The organism is Algiphilus aromaticivorans DG1253, from assembly GCF_000733765.1.
Classification (GTDB): domain Bacteria; phylum Pseudomonadota; class Gammaproteobacteria; order Nevskiales; family Nevskiaceae; genus Algiphilus; species Algiphilus aromaticivorans.
The window spans coordinates 1,745,983-1,761,869 of the sequence record NZ_JPOG01000001.1 but is presented as its reverse complement, the minus strand read 5'-3'; the positions used below and the strand labels follow the sequence as shown (position 1 = coordinate 1,761,869).

Annotated in this window: 15 protein-coding genes, 1 tRNA gene and 1 pseudogene; 13 read left to right on the top strand and 4 right to left on the bottom strand. The window is 63.2% G+C overall.

Going from position 1 to position 15,887, the window contains the following annotated elements; genetic code table 11:
• The first annotated feature begins 105 nt into the window (after positions 1–105).
• Positions 106–759, top strand: coding sequence for an SDR family oxidoreductase (locus U743_RS08150; RefSeq protein WP_084191442.1), 654 nt, complete (start codon positions 106–108; stop codon positions 757–759).
• On the opposite strand, the gene U743_RS08145 is transcribed toward U743_RS08150, so the two are convergent.
• On the bottom strand, positions 754–2,112 hold the full coding sequence (locus U743_RS08145) for an IS5 family transposase (protein ID WP_052367386.1): 1,359 nt from the start codon (positions 2,110–2,112) through the stop codon (positions 754–756). The genes U743_RS08150 and U743_RS08145 overlap by 6 nt on opposite strands.
• A 124-nt stretch (positions 2,113–2,236) precedes the next feature.
• On the opposite strand from U743_RS08145, the pseudogene U743_RS19065 reads away from it, so the two are divergent.
• Positions 2,237–2,368: pseudogene (locus U743_RS19065) on the top strand (SDR family oxidoreductase); the annotation flags it as partial.
• A 66-nt stretch (positions 2,369–2,434) separates the two neighbouring features.
• The gene (locus tag U743_RS08140) at positions 2,435–2,698 is read left to right on the top strand and encodes a hypothetical protein (protein ID WP_043767192.1); all 264 of its coding nucleotides are present in this window, start codon (positions 2,435–2,437) and stop codon (positions 2,696–2,698) included.
• Positions 2,699–2,708: 10 nt separating this feature from the next.
• Here U743_RS08140 and U743_RS19755 read toward each other — a convergent pair whose 3' ends face one another.
• On the bottom strand, positions 2,709–2,843 hold the full coding sequence (locus U743_RS19755) for a helix-turn-helix domain-containing protein (RefSeq protein ID WP_408607397.1): 135 nt from the start codon (positions 2,841–2,843) through the stop codon (positions 2,709–2,711).
• Between the two features lie 354 nt (positions 2,844–3,197).
• Positions 3,198–3,287: transfer RNA gene (locus U743_RS08135), tRNA-Ser, on the bottom strand.
• Between the two features lie 107 nt (positions 3,288–3,394).
• On the opposite strand from U743_RS08135, the gene gloA reads away from it, so the two are divergent.
• A complete protein-coding gene (gene gloA / locus U743_RS08130) occupies positions 3,395–3,877 on the top strand; it encodes a lactoylglutathione lyase (RefSeq protein ID WP_043767191.1) in 483 nt (160 codons plus the stop codon).
• Between the two features lie 26 nt (positions 3,878–3,903).
• Complete coding sequence (locus tag U743_RS08125) at positions 3,904–5,211, top strand: adenylate/guanylate cyclase domain-containing protein (protein WP_198021981.1); 1,308 nt, start codon at positions 3,904–3,906, stop codon at positions 5,209–5,211.
• A gap of 20 nt (positions 5,212–5,231) precedes the next feature.
• Here the strand turns inward: U743_RS08125 and U743_RS08120 are convergent, their stop codons facing one another.
• The gene (locus tag U743_RS08120) at positions 5,232–7,415 is read right to left on the bottom strand and encodes a DUF1302 domain-containing protein (RefSeq protein ID WP_084191441.1); all 2,184 of its coding nucleotides are present in this window, start codon (positions 7,413–7,415) and stop codon (positions 5,232–5,234) included.
• Positions 7,416–7,646: 231 nt separating this feature from the next.
• Between U743_RS08120 and U743_RS08115 the strand changes: the two genes are divergently transcribed.
• The 8 genes from U743_RS08115 to rplT all read left to right on the top strand — a co-directional run bounded on the left by U743_RS08115 (position 7,647) and on the right by rplT (position 15,806).
• A complete protein-coding gene (locus tag U743_RS08115; protein WP_043767184.1) occupies positions 7,647–9,137 on the top strand; it encodes a DUF1329 domain-containing protein in 1,491 nt (496 codons plus the stop codon).
• Positions 9,138–9,305: 168 nt separating this feature from the next.
• Positions 9,306–11,711, top strand: a complete 2,406-nt coding sequence (locus U743_RS08110) for an efflux RND transporter permease subunit (RefSeq protein WP_052367732.1) — start codon at positions 9,306–9,308, stop codon at positions 11,709–11,711.
• A 2-nt stretch (positions 11,712–11,713) separates the two neighbouring features.
• The gene (locus U743_RS08105) at positions 11,714–12,769 is read left to right on the top strand and encodes a WD40/YVTN/BNR-like repeat-containing protein (protein ID WP_052367730.1); all 1,056 of its coding nucleotides are present in this window, start codon (positions 11,714–11,716) and stop codon (positions 12,767–12,769) included.
• Positions 12,770–12,842: 73 nt separating this feature from the next.
• Entirely contained in the window at positions 12,843–13,691 is an 849-nt protein-coding gene (locus tag U743_RS08100; RefSeq protein ID WP_156966374.1) for an Abi-alpha family protein, read from the top strand.
• A 131-nt stretch (positions 13,692–13,822) separates the two neighbouring features.
• Positions 13,823–14,497: a TetR/AcrR family transcriptional regulator gene (locus tag U743_RS18060; RefSeq protein WP_052367726.1), complete on the top strand. Its 675-nt coding sequence runs from the start codon at positions 13,823–13,825 to the stop codon at positions 14,495–14,497.
• 120 nt (positions 14,498–14,617) lie between these two features.
• Complete coding sequence (gene infC, locus U743_RS08090) at positions 14,618–15,154, top strand: translation initiation factor IF-3 (protein WP_084191440.1); 537 nt, start codon at positions 14,618–14,620, stop codon at positions 15,152–15,154.
• An 85-nt stretch (positions 15,155–15,239) separates the two neighbouring features.
• Positions 15,240–15,437, top strand: a complete 198-nt coding sequence (gene rpmI, locus U743_RS08085) for a 50S ribosomal protein L35 (RefSeq protein ID WP_043767176.1) — start codon at positions 15,240–15,242, stop codon at positions 15,435–15,437.
• A gap of 12 nt (positions 15,438–15,449) precedes the next feature.
• Positions 15,450–15,806, top strand: coding sequence for a 50S ribosomal protein L20 (gene rplT / locus U743_RS08080; protein ID WP_043767174.1), 357 nt, complete (start codon positions 15,450–15,452; stop codon positions 15,804–15,806).
• Positions 15,807–15,887 lie beyond the last annotated feature (81 nt).

Here is a 15,887-nt window from a genome sequence, read left to right as displayed (position 1 = left end):
ACGCTTGTTTATCCAGTTTAAAGAAACAATCAAAGTGCCATCTGCTGTCGTCCGAAATAGGGCGGCGAGGCAAGACTGAAGGCAACCAATCAAGGAGAAGTGGATATGGATAGGCAGGCCCTCGAAGGCAAAGTGGTGCTCGTTGCCGCCGGCGCCAAGAATCTCGGCAGCCTCATCAGCCGCCGAATGGGCGAGCGCGGGGCGAAGGTTGTTGTGCACTATCACAGCGAGAGTGCTCAAGCGGACGCCGAGGACACGGTGGCGGCGATCCAGAACGTGGGTAGCGAAGCCTTCATGATGCAAGGCGACCTCACGCACCCCGCCAACGTCGTTGCGCTTTTCAAGGAAGCGAAGAGTCGGTTCGGCGGAATCGATATCGCGGTCAATACGGTGGGCAAAGTGCTGCGCAAAGCTATCGTCGACACCAGCGAAGACGAATATGACGCGATGTTCGACATCAACGCTAAAGCCGCCTACTTCTTCATCAGGGAGGCGGGCAAGCATGTTAACGACGACGGCAAGATCATCACTATCGTCACCTCCTTGCTGGCTGCATTCACCGACGGCTACTCGACCTATGCTGGCGGCAAAGCACCGGTGGAGGACTTCACGCGCGCTGCGGCCAAGGAATTCGCGTCGCGGGGTATCTCGGTGACGGCGATCGGGCCGGGGCCGATGGATACGCCCTTCTTCTACGGTCAGGAAACCCCAGAACGTGTGGCTTACCATAAGTCGTCGTCCCTGAAGATTCCCTCATGAGGCCGCGTCCGGCGTCATAGCCGTGCGGTTCGGCAGGGTGAGCGGCAGTAACGCGGCCAGGATTTGGGCCCAAAAAGCGATGATCCAGCGCATCAGCCACCGTAGGTTGTAGCCGGCAGCGGCCAGCACCGGGTTCATGGCATCGCCGAGCGCGCCCTTGAGGTGGCAGCGTCGCATGCGGTTCTCTTCCTTGAGGTGCCCGATGGTGGGTTCTACGGCCTGTCGGCGTTTGAGCAGGCGTTTCTGGCTGGGTGTCAGGGTCTTGGGCTTGCCGCGATGGATGACGGCGACGCCTTCAGGTTGGCGACCGCGATAGCCGAGGTCGACGATGGCGGTGGTTGGTGGGATGCCGGTGAGGATTTCGGTCTGTTCCAGATGCTCGGCCAGGGTGTCGCCGTCATAGGGATTGCCGGGGAAGCTGCGGGCGCCGACGATGAGGCCTTGCTTCGCGGTGATGGCGATGCCGGCCTTGACGCCGAACTCGTAGGGCTGGCGGGCCTTGCCCTTGCCAATGCACTCGACTTCCGGGGCGTGCAGGGCGTAGAGCTTGTGCTTGTCTTTCTTCTGCTGGCTGCGGATGCGCTCGGCGCGCGTCAGCAGGGTGGCGAGCTTCTGCTGTTGCTCGGTGGTGGCCTTGCGCTGGATATCGCGGATCAGCCGGCCAACGAGGGTGCGCTGCTTGCCCAACACGCGCCGCAGGCGCTTGTACTGCTTGGCATGCGCGTAGCCGCCGGCGCGGCGGCGCAGGCTGGGGCCGATGCGGGCGTAGCTTTGCCGCAGGCCGATGCCTTCTGCCTGGGCGGCTTGGACGAGCTTGCCTCGGGCAATCTCCAGCAGGCGGCTGTCGGTGGGATAAGCCACGGCCTTCTCCTGCACGGTGCTGTCGATGACCACGCGTTCCAGATCCCGAGGCCGGATGGCCTTCATGGCCTTGGCGGCTTCGATGGTCTGGGCCAGCAGCTCTTCGACACCGGCTTCGCCGAGGCGCTGGCGGAAGCGGGTCAATGAGGAGGGGTCGCAGGGCAAGGTGGTCTGAAAGTAGACCTCGCCGCAGAAGTGCTGCCAGTAGGGATTCTCCAGCCAGCGGGCACAGACCTGTTCGTCGGACAGGTTGTAGGCGTGCTTGAGATACAGCAGGCCGACAACCAGGCGCATGGGCAGCGCCGGGCGGCCCGCACCGGCCGGCTCCGGTGGCAGCACGCCGGAGAGCCGCTCGGCGATGGCCTCCCACGGCATCTTCTCGGCCAGCTTCACCAGCGGGTGCTCATTCCCGATCATCTGATCGAGCCGCGCCCGAAACAGATCGTCGCTTCGTCCTTCGGGGCCTTCGCAGGCCGCAGGCTTGTGGCGCATCAGCAGGCGTCCAAGTTTTGCAAGGTTTCGAGGCCCATTATCGCCGTTGCTGGCGATTTCGGAAAGCAGAAATCTCTGATTTCTCGCGCCTGGTCAATGGGTTGCGGATTGTTCAGGGCCGACTAAGTCGCAATCGCTGAATGGAGAGCTGACGAAGATCGAAGATATCGAGCCGATCGTCCGCTTTCTGGCGACCGATGGCTGGTGGATCACCGGCCAGACCATCTTTGCCAATGGTGGCTATACGACCCGATGACAGCCTGTGGGGCGCCTCATTTTCGGGGCGCCCCGTTAGGCAATCACTTTCAGGAGATCAGGCGATATGCACACATTGATCATGGTGGCATGTGGACTTGGGGCGCTCGTGCTGTTTCTGCTGCTGAGCGGTGCCTTTGGAATCGCGCGGAGTAGGGCCGTCGCAAGCTTTCTGGCGCTCTGGATGGTGGTTGCGCTGATCAATCTGTGGGTTGGCGTGCGCCAAGCCGGATATACGGTGTGGCAGGAACTGCCCTTTCTCGTGGTTGTTTTCGGGGTGCCTGCGGCGGCGGCGATGTTTGCCAGGCGGGGCAAGGGTAAGCAGGGATGAGGGTGGTGATTCAGTGCTTGGGGCTTTTGCGCCAGGCGCTGGGTGCCATGCCCGTCCATCGGCGAAAAGATCGGGTGAAGTTGGACGGATTGGTATAGCCCAGTCGGGTCGCGATCTTTTCTGGGGATATCCACGGATCGCTCAGCAGGCTGCTTCGCTCCCTGGGCTAAAACGTCAGCTCGTAACTCGTGGAAACTACTGCCAACATCTTTGAGTTTGCGGTTCAGGATACTGCGCGATATCTGGAGCTGGGCGCTGACTTCATCGAGGCCAAAAGGGCGCCCCTGACGATTACGCAGCAGTCATATAATTTGCGAAACGATGCCCTGTTGCCCACGGGCCAGCTCCTTCCGGTGCTGCGGCTCGAGTGCGTTGGCGGCCAGCGTGTCCCCCTTCGGAAGCTACCGGTCCAGATGGGCCGCCGGGCAGCGAGTTTGGTAGCGGCCCACGCTGGAGAAGCAGATCGGGAACCGCTCTGCATGGTGTTTGTTCAGCAATGTGGCGGAGAGGGAGGGATTCGAACCCTCGGTGCCCTCGCGGGCACGGCGGTTTTCAAGACCGCTGCAATCGACCACTCTGCCACCTCTCCAAGCCCGCAATTGTAGCTCTGCTAAGAGGACGAAGCCCGGACGCCGCCGCTCTCCGCCTCGCCCCGCAGGCATACTCTGCGGCTGTGCCCACGCCAATGAGGAATGGATGTCTGCGCAGCGTTACGTCTTCAACCACAGCATGCTTCGGGTCAAGGATCCGGATGTGTCGCTGGATTTCTACGAGCGGGTGATGGGGATGAAGCTGATGCATCGCCTCGATATCGAGCAGGGCGAGTTCACGCTTTTCTTCCTTGTCGACGCCCAGCTTGCGGAGCAGGCACCTCCGGAGGGCCCCGAGCGCGCGAATTGGCTGTTCAGCCAGCGCGGGGTGCTGGAGCTGACGCACAACTGGGGCACCGAGAACGACCCTGATTTCGCTTACCACGATGGCAATGCGCAGCCGCAGGGCTTCGGGCATATCTGCATTTCGGTGCCCGACCTGGAGCGCGCAGTGGTTGCTTTCGACGAGGAGGGTGTGTCTTTCGTCAAGCGCCCGGAGGACGGGATGATGCGTAACATCGCCTTCATTCGTGACCCCGACGGCTACTGGATCGAGATCCTTCAGGCGGACCGGATGACGGTCTTCTAGCGCGGATGGAGAACTTCCTCGCAACCATGGCCGCCGCTAACAGCGGCCTTTTCGTCGCCGCCATCATCGCGGTCGGTTTGGGTGTGGTCTTTCTGGTGTCGGATTGGCGCACGCCGTCCAGCCGCTGGATGGCCTTTGCGCTGATCGTTGCCGGCGCCGCCATCGCATTCAATGCGCACTTGCTGGTGTTGTCGGTGGACGACTTGCCTTTCCGGGCGCGTTTCGCTGGCTTCCTCGAAGCACTTGCCTTTGCCTGCGGTGTGGAATGGGGCATTCGGGTGGGGCGGACGATCGGGGATGCCGAAACCCCAGCACCACGCCGTCTTGGCCCGTCACGTTTTGCCGAGTTGGCAGTTCTTGCCTACGCGGTGCTGGCTGCGCTGTTTCCCGAGCAGCGCATGCAGCATCTCATTGGTGCGTTGGAGTTCGGCGGGCTGGGTTCGCCGATGTTCTGGTTGTTCGCGACGCTGCCCATGATCGGCTTCGGGCTGATCTTTGTTGCCTCCATCAGCATGCTGCGGCGGCGGCCGGACAAGGCCGAGGCGGGGCGCATCATCTCGATGCTGGTGGTCATGCCGCTGCTCGGCCTGGCATTCATTGTTCCGCTGGACTGGGCGCCCGTGACTGTGGCATTGGCGGAAGTCGTTTTCATCCTGGGCGCACTGCGTTATTTCATGATTCAGGGTGCGCGCGCACAGTTCATGGCGCGCTTCATGGCCCCGCAGGTTGCCGAGATGGTGCGCACACGCGGCCTGCGGCACGCCATGCGCCGGCATCGTATCCAGGTGACAGTGGTTTCGGCCGACATCCGCGGTTTCACCAGTTATGCGCACGGCGTGCCACCTGAGACCGTGCTGCGACTGCTGCGCGATTTCTATGCATCAGTAGGGATGACCTCGGAACGCCACGGCGGTACGATCAAGGATCTGGCCGGAGACGGCGTGCTCATCGTGCTCGGTGCGCCGGTTGCGATGGCCGATCACGCCGAGCGTGCGCTGCAGTTGGCGCGTCGTCTGCAGACGCACACACGCCCCGTCGTGCAGCGCTACAGCAGCTCGCTGGGGCTGGGCGTTGGTGTCGCTACCGGCGAAGTGGCGGTGGGCATTGTCGGTCAGCGTGCGCGCTTCGAGTATGTCGCTGTCGGGCCGGCCGTAAACCTCGCCTCACGGCTCTGCGATCGGGCGCGCGACGGCGAGGTGCGTGTCGATGCGCGCACGCTGGAGCTGGCCGGGGAAACGGCGACCGGCCGCCCGTTGCGGCGCTACGTCAAGGGGCTGCGTGAACCGGTCGCAACCTATGTGCTCAATCCGCTTCGGGAGGCGCGCAACGGCTGAGCGCCCCATCCGAACGACGGTTAGAAGTTGTACTCGATCGAGAAGCTGAGGTTATCGCGGTCCTGCTTCAGGCTGACGCGGTCGCCGCTGCCGTAGAAACCCTGGTAGAGCACCTGGGCACGGATTCCCTGGGCGAACTCGATGTCGGTGCCCAGCAGCACCTCGATCTCGTCCTCCACGAAGTTCTGGGCGGGCGAGGGCGAGGTGCCGTAGAAATCGTGAAAGACGCCGATGATGGGCTCGAAGCTCCATCCGAAGGCGAGGTCGTTGTAGCGCGGGCGGATGAAGAGGCGGTAGCCAGTGGAGAAATCGTCGGCGAAGCAGTCGGTGGACTGTGTCGGGTTCAGGCGCCGCGAGTCCGGCTCTTCGGCGCCGGTGCCGTCGGCGCCGGGGCTGAAGTGCGTGCAGTTCGGCCCGCCGCCTTCGAATTGCAGCTCATTCAAACCGGGCATGTCCTGGATGTAGGTCATGCCGAGCTCGGCGAGCAGGATGATCTGGTCAGCGCCCACCCAGTTGCTGCCCGAGAAGATGCGAATGCCGGTGAGATCGAGCTGGTGCTGCTTCTCGCGCTCGTAGCCGCGGATGCGTTGTCCTGCGGTAACTTCCTCACCGCGATAGCGGGTCTGCAGGAAATCCGGGATCGCGTTGCGTGCGCCAGGCACATTGGCAACGAGCAGGTTCTGGTCGTTGGCCGGTAGCGCCGGTTGCAGGCCCGCAAAGATCACGTCGACGTTGGACACCTGCAATGGAAAGTTGGGCTGGAAGACGTACTCGCCAGCGAAGGACCAGGCGCCGAACTGCGTGTTGAAGGCCACCCCGAACATGTGGATGTCCTCCGGGTAGTCGAGGAAGGGGCGGAGCGTGCCGATCGGCAGTGTTTCCCGATTCTCGCCCGGGATGGCGGCGGCAAGCGCCCGACCCGCGGGGCTGGAACCGTTGCCGCCGCCGCAGGCGAGCAGAGCACCGGCGGCTTCCAGGCTGAGGTCGTCGAGCGTGATTCCGGGAATGAGATCGCCGATACCGCTGACGATGCCGTTGATCAGCTCGAAATCACCGACGCTGGGCAGGCCACCCAGTGTGGCGTCGCGCAGACAGGAGCGATCCGCGGCGAAGGTGCTCAGATAGGGCAGGCGGCTGTGGTAGTTCAGGGCATAGAAGCCGATTTCGGTTCCGCCGTTGAAGTCCGGTGCGTAGTAGGTGACGCGACCGCCGAACTGCCCCTGGTCATCCGGCTCGCCCATGCGTTCGTCGACCGGTACGTTCAGCGGTGAGCTGGATATCAGCCGTGGCAGTGGGCCCTTGAAACCGCCGACGAAGTTCGGATCCTCGGAGAACTGCCCGATGCCAACCACTGCCGAATTACCGCCGCCGGCGACGTCGTTGACGGAGTAGAAACTGCCCGCCGCTGCCGGGCGGGCGGCTTCCCAACGGTACTGGTAGACCAGCTCGGCGCTGAGCCGAGTGGTGAGATCGGCCGAGATCACCGCCAGTCCGGTGGGGCGGAAGACGCTGGCGATCTCCGAGCCTGGAAAGTTCAGCCGGTTCTCGTCGGGTGGGTTGAGCTGGTCCAGGCTGCCGAGCGCGACGAAGGTTGACTCGCCCCAGCGTATGCGCTGCTCGCCGACCGAGATCTCAGCGTAGATGTCGCCGATCTGGAAAGGGTAAGAGACGAAGGCTTCGAGCAAGTCGGCGTTGGTGCCAATCTGGCGCGTGATGCGCTCGTTGCGCGGCACATGCGCCGGCTGAAAGGCCGTGTCGGGGTTGGTTTCGGTGAAGTTGTTGTTGATCTCGTCGAAGAAGGCAAGGCCGGACACCTGGAAAATCGCTTCCCCCCACTGCACGTTGAGGCTGCTTTCCAGCCGTGCCTGGGCGCTGACCAAGTCCCACTGGTCGTAGTGCAGGTTGCCGTCGTCGTAGATGCTGCCGAGAAATGCGCCCGGCGCGTCCACGAGACGCTGGTTGGGCTCCTGCGCGCCGGTGAAGGAGATGCAGTCGTCCGGACAGAGGTCGGGATTGAGGTTGAGCTTGCCGATGGTCTCGGGTGCGCGATCGGAAAGACGCACGGCGCCGCCGAGCAGCGCCCGACTATTCAAGGCGACTCGCGCATCACCCAGGGTGAAGTTCATCGCCTGCGCCGGCATGGCCGCTATCGCGCACAAGCCGGTGCCTGCCACGAACTGCCACCCGAATCGAGCTACGGTCATCGCTTTGCCCCCTCTAATAAGTTCTTGCCGCGGCGATGCGGCGTTCGGCGCGCAATGCTATGCGAAGTAACAACCGCAGACAAGATGACATGCCTTCATGGCAAGATGTCGTCATGAGATGGTGGTTGCAGCCTGACCGACGGATCGTGTTTAATCGAATAGTGAGTAACATCACCAAACTTTATGTGCGCCGCCGACACCAGAATCGGCGGCCGAACCTCGGAGACCCTCATGCGAAACCGCTTCTTCGTTCGTCCTGCCGCGCTGGCAGTGGCAGCTTTTCTTGTATTGCCCGCCGCACAGGCCAAAGTCAGCGCCGAGGAGGCCAAGAAACTCGGCAGTGAGTTGACGCGCGTCGGCGCAAACCCCGACGGCAACGAGGAGGGGACGATCCCGCCGCTGGTCGGCAAGGATGCCTTCAACGATGAACAGATGAACCTGACGCCGGAGAGCCTGGAAGAGATCCGGCAGAAGATTGTCGATTTCGCCGAAGAGAATCCGGACCTGAACCTGCTGACGAGCATGGAGGATCTCCGCAAGGCCGCGGAGATGGAGCCGGATCTGAACAATCTTGTCACGCAGATCGGTGTCGATAACCTGGAGCCGAAGTTCACGATCACCGCGGACAATTACAAGGAGCACGCTGACAAGCTGACCGAGGGGCACAAGAAGCTCTTCGAGCTTTATGACAGCTACGAGATGATCGTCTACCCGACGGTCCGCTCTGTGTTCTATCCCGATGAGATTTACGCAGCCACCCAGGCCAACGCCACGCGCGCCACCCTGGAAGGCACCGACGCCATCTCCGGGCACAAGTTGGGTTTCCCCTTCCCGATCCCGCAGAGTGGGGCCGAGGTTATCTGGAACCACAAGCTGAAGTTCCGAGGCTCCACCGCGCGGCGCTACAACGACCAGGCTGTAGTGGACGCCGACGGTGGCCACGAGATTACGCAGGTCATCGAGGATGTCAGCTTCGAGTACGCCAATCTGGCCAAGGGCGAGGATCGCAACAACGAGATCATCGCCTACTTCCTGCAAGAGACGATTGCCCCGCCACGCGTGGCCGGCCAGTTCACGCTGGTGCACGAGGTCTTCGGCAAGGACACCTCGGGCCGCAACGCCTGGATCTTCAACCCGGGTCTCGGCCGTGTGAACCGTGCGCCGGACGTGGGCTACGACAACCCCTCGATCGGCTCGGACGGCCTGCAGTTCAACGATCAGGTGAACATGTTCAACGGCGCTCTCGACCGTTACACCTGGAAGCTGCTCGGCAAGAAGGAGATGTACATCCCCTACAACTCCTATCTCATGAACAACCCGGTGGCGGAGTACAAGGATATCGTCGGCAAGGGGCACACCAATCAAGGCATGGCGCGCTATGAGCTGCACCGTGTCTGGGTGGTCGAGGCGACACTGCGCGATGGCACGCGCCATCAGTTTGGCAAGCGTCGCTTCTATGTGGACGAGGATTCCTGGGGCATCGTCGCGGTCGACAACTACGACCAGCGTGGCGAGCTCTGGCGCTTCCAGGAAGGCCACGTCATCACCGCGCCCTTCGTGCCCACGGCAACCACTGCGCCCGAGACGATCTACGACCTCAAGAGCGGCCGCTACTTCGTAACCGCCATGTCAAACGAGGGCAAGATCACCGACTGGAAGATCGAATATCGCGATGGCTTCTTCGGGCCTTCGGCGCTGAAGCGTCGCGCCCGGGGTCGTTAAGACCGAGGTCTCCGCACTACTGCAGAACACGCACGGCCGCCGCGGTGGCCGTGCGCTTTTCTTGACCGATGCGCGTCAGCGCTCGCCCCTGGGAGAGGGGTGAGCGAGCCCGGCGCCGTCGATGGCAATCAAGCGCAGGGCCGCCGTGCCCGCTGACAGGGGGAGTCCATGAGCGTCACGCAACGCATTCTCAGGATCGTCGAGCCGGCGATCTTCCAGTGGCGGTGGGTCACGCTGGCGGTGCTGCTGGCGATTACGGCCGTACTGGGCTGGCAGGCCTCCAAGCTGGAGCCCAACGCCGGCTGGCTGAAGATGGTGCCCCAGGAGCACCAGTACATGGAGACCTTCCTGGAGCACTACGACGAGTTCGGTGGCGCCAACCGTGTTCTCGTCGCCCTCCGCAACAAGGAGGGAGATATCTACCAGCCAGAGTTCATGGAGAAGCTTCGCAAGCTGACCGATGAAGTCTTCTTCATCCCTGGCGTACAGCGTGAGCGCGTGAGTTCCTTGTTCACGCCCAACATTCTCTACGTCGAGGTTCAGCCGACCGGGCTTTCGGGCTCGACCGTGGTGCCGGCCGATTACGAGCCGACGCCCGAGATGATGGAGCAGCTGCGCTCCAATGTGTCCAAGGCGAATGTGGTGGGCCGGCTGGTTTCCGACGATCAGCGCTCAGCCATGGTCGTCAGCGAGCTGCTGGATTTTGACCCCGTCACCGGCGAGTCGGTTGATTACACCGAGGTCGGTGAGCGGCTGGAAGCTATTCGCGCCCAGTTCGAGGACGAGAACACCACGGTTCACATCATTGGCTTCGCAAAGATCGTCGATGACATGACCGACGCCTCGACCGAGGTGGTGGCCTTCTTCGCCATTACGCTGGTGATGACTGGCTTGCTGCTCTGGTTCTATGTCGGTTCCTTCCTGCTCGGCATGCTGCCGCTGGTCTGCTCGGTTGCGGCCGTGGTCTGGGAGATGGGGCTGCTGCACACGGTCGGTTTCGGGCTGGACCCCTTCGCCATCCTCGTGCCCTTCCTGGTGTTGGCGGTATCGGTGTCGCACGGTGTCCAGTACGTCAATGGCTGGGCGGCGGAGGTGGCCTCCGGCTTATCCAGTTATCGCGCCTCGCTGGCCACTTTCCGGCGCCTGGCGATTCCCGGCACGATCGCGCTGATTACGGATACCGCCGGCTTCCTGACGATCTATCTGATCAACATCGACGTCATCCGCGAGATGTCGCTGAATGCGGCTTTCGGTATTGCCGCCATCATCGTCACCAACAAGGCGCTGATGCCGATCCTGCTTACGGTCACCCCGATCCGCGACCCGCAGGCCTTCCAGCGCAAGCAGGAGCAGCGCAACGCCTACGGCGATGCCGTCTGGCGCTTCATTGCGAAGCACTTCACCCGCACGCCGGCGGCGCTTGCGACGCTCTTCGTTGGCTTGCTGGTCCTGGGCTGGTCGCTCTGGATGTACCCCGCGCTGCAGATCGGAACGGTCGGCGAGGGCGTGCCCGAGCTGCGTCCGGATTCGCGCTTCAACCAGGACGCGCGCTTCATCGGAAACAACTTCGGTCTTGGCCTCGATCAGCTCAACATCATTGCCGAAACCGAGGCCGACGCCTGCATCGACTACGAGTTGATGTCGGAGGTCGACCGCTTCGCCTGGCACATGAAGAACCTGCCGGAAGTGCGCGAGACGATGACCTTGATGGATCTCTCCAAGCTTGCCTATGCAGGTCTGTCCGAGGGCCGGCTCAACGCGCATGTAGTGCCGCGCAACCGTTACGCGCTGGCGCAGGCGACGGCATTGGTGCCGACAACCTCCGGCATGCTCAACACGGACTGCAGCGCGCTGAACATCTTCCTGTTCACGCGCGATCACGACGCCACCTCGATCAAGACGGTGGTGAATGCCGTCAAGGAATACAAAGCCGAAGAACAGGGGACCGATCGCATCGACTTCCAGTTGGCCTCGGGCAACGTCGGCGTCATGGCCGCCACCAACGAGGTGGTCGAGTCCAAGGAAATCGAGATCGTGTTGTGGGTCTACGTCGTGGTGCTCGCCTTCCTGTGGTTGTCCTTCCGGACAATCTCCGGCGTGCTCTGCGTGGCGATCCCGCTGTCGCTGGTATCGATTTCTGCCTACGGTGTGATGGCATGGCTGGGTATCGGCATGAAGGTAGCCACCCTGCCGGTCATCGCGCTGGCCGTAGGTATCGGCGTCGACTACGGGATCTACATCTATTCGCAGTTCGCTGACGGTATCCGGCGCGGGCTGTCGATGGAGGAGGCCTACTACCAGACGCTGCGCAAGACCGGCAAGGCGGTGGTCTTTACCGGCATCGCTCTCGGTCTGGGCGTGAGCACCTGGTTGTTCTCCAAGCTGCAGTTTCAGGCCGACATGGGAATCATGCTCGTCTACATGTTCACCGCGAATATGTTCGGCGCCATCCTCGTGTTGCCGGCGCTGGCGCGTTTTCTCGCGCACGAGGAGCGCAAGCACGCGGGCCAGGACCTGATGGCGGGGGCCGGCGATGCCGAGAACGCGCCCGATAGCAGCCAGGGGAGGAACTGAGAATGACAGTCAAGACACTGCGCAATGCGGCAACGGCGGTCCTCCTGACGGCGTTCGCGTCGCTGAGCCCGGCCCAGGATGAAGGTGCGGAACAGGCGCCGCGACAGCCGCAGGCGGCCGAGATGATGCCGCTCGCCGATCGGGCGATCGTCAACGACATGGTTGCGGTCGATGGTCGCATCGTGGCCGTTGGCGAGCGGGGGCACATCCTGGTTTCCGAAGACGACGGCGAGAGCTGGCAGCAGATGCCTTCGCCGGTGCGCGCCATGCTCACACGGGTCGGTTTCGTCGACGAGCAGCACGGCTGGGCCGTCGGCCACGACGGCAGCGTGTTGACCACCGATGACGGGGGCCGGACCTGGGAGCTGAAGCACTTCGATTCCGAGTGGGGCAAGCCTTTCTACGACGCGCTCTTCTTCAGTCCCGAGCGTGGCCTGGTGGCTGGCGCCAACGGCCGCATGCTGCTTACCGACGACGGTGGTGAGACTTGGCAGGAGGTCGAGGACGAGGTGCTGGACACCGGTTTCAATCTCTACGATCTCGCTGAACTGAATGATGGCAGCCTGGTCATTGCCGGCGAGCGCGGCTTCATGGCGCGCTCGGATGACGAGGGCGAAAGCTGGGCGATGATCGATCCGCCCTACATCGGTTCCTATTTCGGCGCCATGCCGGCCGGCGAGAACGGTGCGGTGTTCTTTGGTCTCGAAGGGCGTGTCTTCCTTGCCCGGGACGTGGGCGCTTTGGAGACGCGTGACGATCCGATGTCCTACGACCCCTTCATTGACGAGTCCGTTACCGATCCCGAAAAGCTCGAGCAGCTCGGCTGGAAGCTCTACGACAGTCCCGTAGGGGAAAGCCTGTTCGGCGGGACGCGCTTGGAGGATGGCCGTTTCCTGATGGTGGGCGTCGACGGCACGATCGTGTCGGCCGAACTGGACGACGCGAAGATCGAGCGCGTGGATTCCCCGACGGGCGAACCGATGTCCGACGCGCTGGTGGTCGGGGACGAACTGCTCCTGAGCGGACGCACGGGGTTCTATCGGCGGGAGCGACCCTGATTACTCATTGGATGTCGTCGATGCGCGCGCTGCGCGAGAATGGGGTCCATTGGGCAGCGAAACTGAGGGCGGCATGAGCGAGGACCGAGAGCGGGCGGAGGACGCGGCGCGACAGCGTCTGCACGCGCGCCGCGCCGAGGCGGCGGAGGCCGACGACGAGGGGGGATTGGTGTCCGGCGCGGCAGCGGTGATGCGCTACGCCGGCCAGGTCGGCCGGCGCTTCGCCATCGTGAACGCCGTCGAGCGGCGCGCGCGGGCGCTGGAGGATCGGCTGGTCAGCGGTGTCAGCGACCGCTTGCAGAGCCGCGAGCGCGCGGCGGGCGGGGGCAGCAGGGCGCGAGGCGGCGACGCAAAGGCGCAGCGCGCTTTTTACATTCCGGTGCATGAGCCGCCCGCGCAGCTGCTCGATGAGCTGCTCGGCATGGCCGAGCGTCAGAGTGCCGACGACGCCCGCGAGTCGCTTTACACGAGCCTGCTGCGCCAGCTCACGCCGGATGAAGCACTGCTGCTGACGCGCTTCAGTGACGGCGCGCCGCGCGCGATTCTCCACCTGGAGGCGGGCGGCCGGCTGGGCGGGGTTGGAGAGCGCCTTTCCGGCTATTTCAGCCTGCTGGAGGAAGAGGTTCGCCTCAAGCTGCCGGCAATGGCACCGCACTATCTGCAGCGCATGGCCGCGCTCGGCTTGCTGATCGAGCGCGAGCCGGCGACGGTGACGAAGGCTGTCCACGGTAGCCTCCAGAATCACCTGGCCGTGCACGCGGCGCTGACGCAATGGCGCAGCGCGAAGCAGCGACCGCGGCTACGCTTCGCAAGCCTTCAGCTAAGCGAGTTGGGTGAAGCGCTTTGGGCGGCGTGCCGGCCTCAGGAGCGTGCTTCACGGCATGGGCGTCCACTGTTGGGCGCTGGCACCGGGCAGGGTTGAAGCTACCCGAAAGGAGGTAGCGTCCAGAAAGTGGCGGCAGTATATTCGCGCGTTGATCGCTCGCTATAAGGCGGGAGACGGCGGCGGGACGAGGCGCGTATGCGCATTCATGGACTCGACAACGGATAACGATGCAGCAGACCACGACCGAACCTACCGACCGTTCAACCGATAAACCGGCGAAAGCCAAACGCAAGCGTGTGCCCCGTGCCGAGCGCGAGCCGCAGATGCTGGACGCGGCCACCGAAGTGTTCAGCGAGCGCGGATTTCATGCTGCCTCGATGGAGGATATTGCTGCGCGCGTGCAGGTCACCAAGCCCATGCTGTACGCCTATTTCGGCTCCAAGGAGGGGCTGTATCGGGCCACCGTCGAGCGCGCCGGTAACCATATCGTGCGTCTGGTGGAAGGGCTGATGGAAGAGCGCGACGCTGATCGGCGCCTGGCCGCCGGGACCGATGCACTTCTCGAATTCGTCTTCTCGCAACGCGCTTCCTGGGCCGTGGTCTACAACGAGCGGGTGGGGCCGGACGGGCTGGTGGACATCACGGCGTTCCGCGAGCGCGTCAGCGGCTTCATCGCGCGCACCTACGTCGAGGTGGGGCGGCAACGCGACGGCGACGCCGGGGCAACGGCCAGCGAAGCAGAAGTCTCCGAAGCCTGGCCCTATGCGATTGCGATGATCGGTAGTTGCGAGTCGCTGCTGCGCTGGTGGAGCAAGGACGAACCCATGGACCAGTCGACTTGTCGCCGTTTGTGCCACGAACTGGTGCACGCGCATCTGAGTTGCTATCTGTCCGCCCGGTAAAGGGCTGAGAGTCCCGCCGCTGCACGCTCAGAGCGATTGCGCCGACCGGAATGACTCAGTACAATCCGCCGGCCAAGCGTCCGTGAGCCGGGCGCGTTTTTCGTAGATCAATCGAGGAAAATCACCATCGCGCAGGATCGCAACGACCGTCGGAACGGCGACATCTCTTCACCCAAGGTGCGTGTGATCGGTCCGGACGGAGAACAGGTCGGCGTCATGTTGACGCGTGATGCGCTCGCTAGGGCAACCGAGACCAACATGGATCTCGTCGAGGTTTCGCCTAATGCGGACCCACCAGTCTGCAAGATCATGGACTACGGCAAGTTCATCTATCAGAAGGACAAGGCCCAGCAGGCGGCGCGCAAGAAGCAGAAGCAGATTCAGGTCAAAGAGGTCAAGTTCCGGCCGAATACCGATGATGGCGACTACAACACGAAGATGCGCAACGTCCTGCGCTTCATCGAAGAAGGCGACAAGGTCAAGGTGACCGTGCGCTTCCGGGGTCGCGAGATGGCACATCCGGAGATTGGTCGAGAGCTTCACGAAAGGGTCCGCGAAGAGCTGGGCGATCAAGTCCAGGTCGAGCAGATGCCCAAGCTGGAGGGTCGCCAGATGGTGATGGTGGTCTCTCCGAAGAAACGCCAGCCCGTCGCATAGGGCGGCATCACAAGCTGTTCCCGGCTTTCTAAATGCCTTGCGCTGCCGGTGACGGTGTCAATCGAAGACAGTAGAGGGAAACACGATGCCCAAGATCAGGACCAATCGCGGCGCTGCCAAGCGCTTCACGCGGACGGGAGGGGGCGGCTTTAAGCGCGCCGCCTCACACCGTCGCCACATCCTCACCAAGAAGCCGTCGAAGCGTAAGCGTCAGCTGCGCACCGTGCGCACGATGCACGCCTCTGACGTGCGCCAAGCGCGCCAGCTTCTTCCGTACAGCTGAGGAGTCTGAACCATGGCACGAGTCAAGCGGGGCGTAACCGCACGCGCACGTCACAAGAAGGTGTTGGAGCAGGCCAAGGGCTATCGGGGCGCGCGGTCGCGCGTCTATCGCGTTGCCAAGCAGGCCGTCATCAAGTCCGGGCAGTACGCCTATCGCGATCGCAAGGCCAAGAAGCGCGAGTTCCGCGCCCTCTGGATCCAGCGCATCAACGCCGGTGCGCGTGAGCAGGGGCTGAGCTATAGCCGCTTCATCAACGGCCTGCAGCGCGCAGGTGTAGAGCTCGATCGCAAGGTGCTCGCCGATCTGGCGGTGCATGACAAGCCGGCTTTTGCGGCGCTGGCGGAACAGGCCAGGGCCGCACTCGACTGAGGCGCTACCCCTCGCGGGCGCGTCAAGCAGCTTTCAGTCCGAAGGGAGTGGCCCCGCCACTCCCTTTTTAGTTTCAGGAAG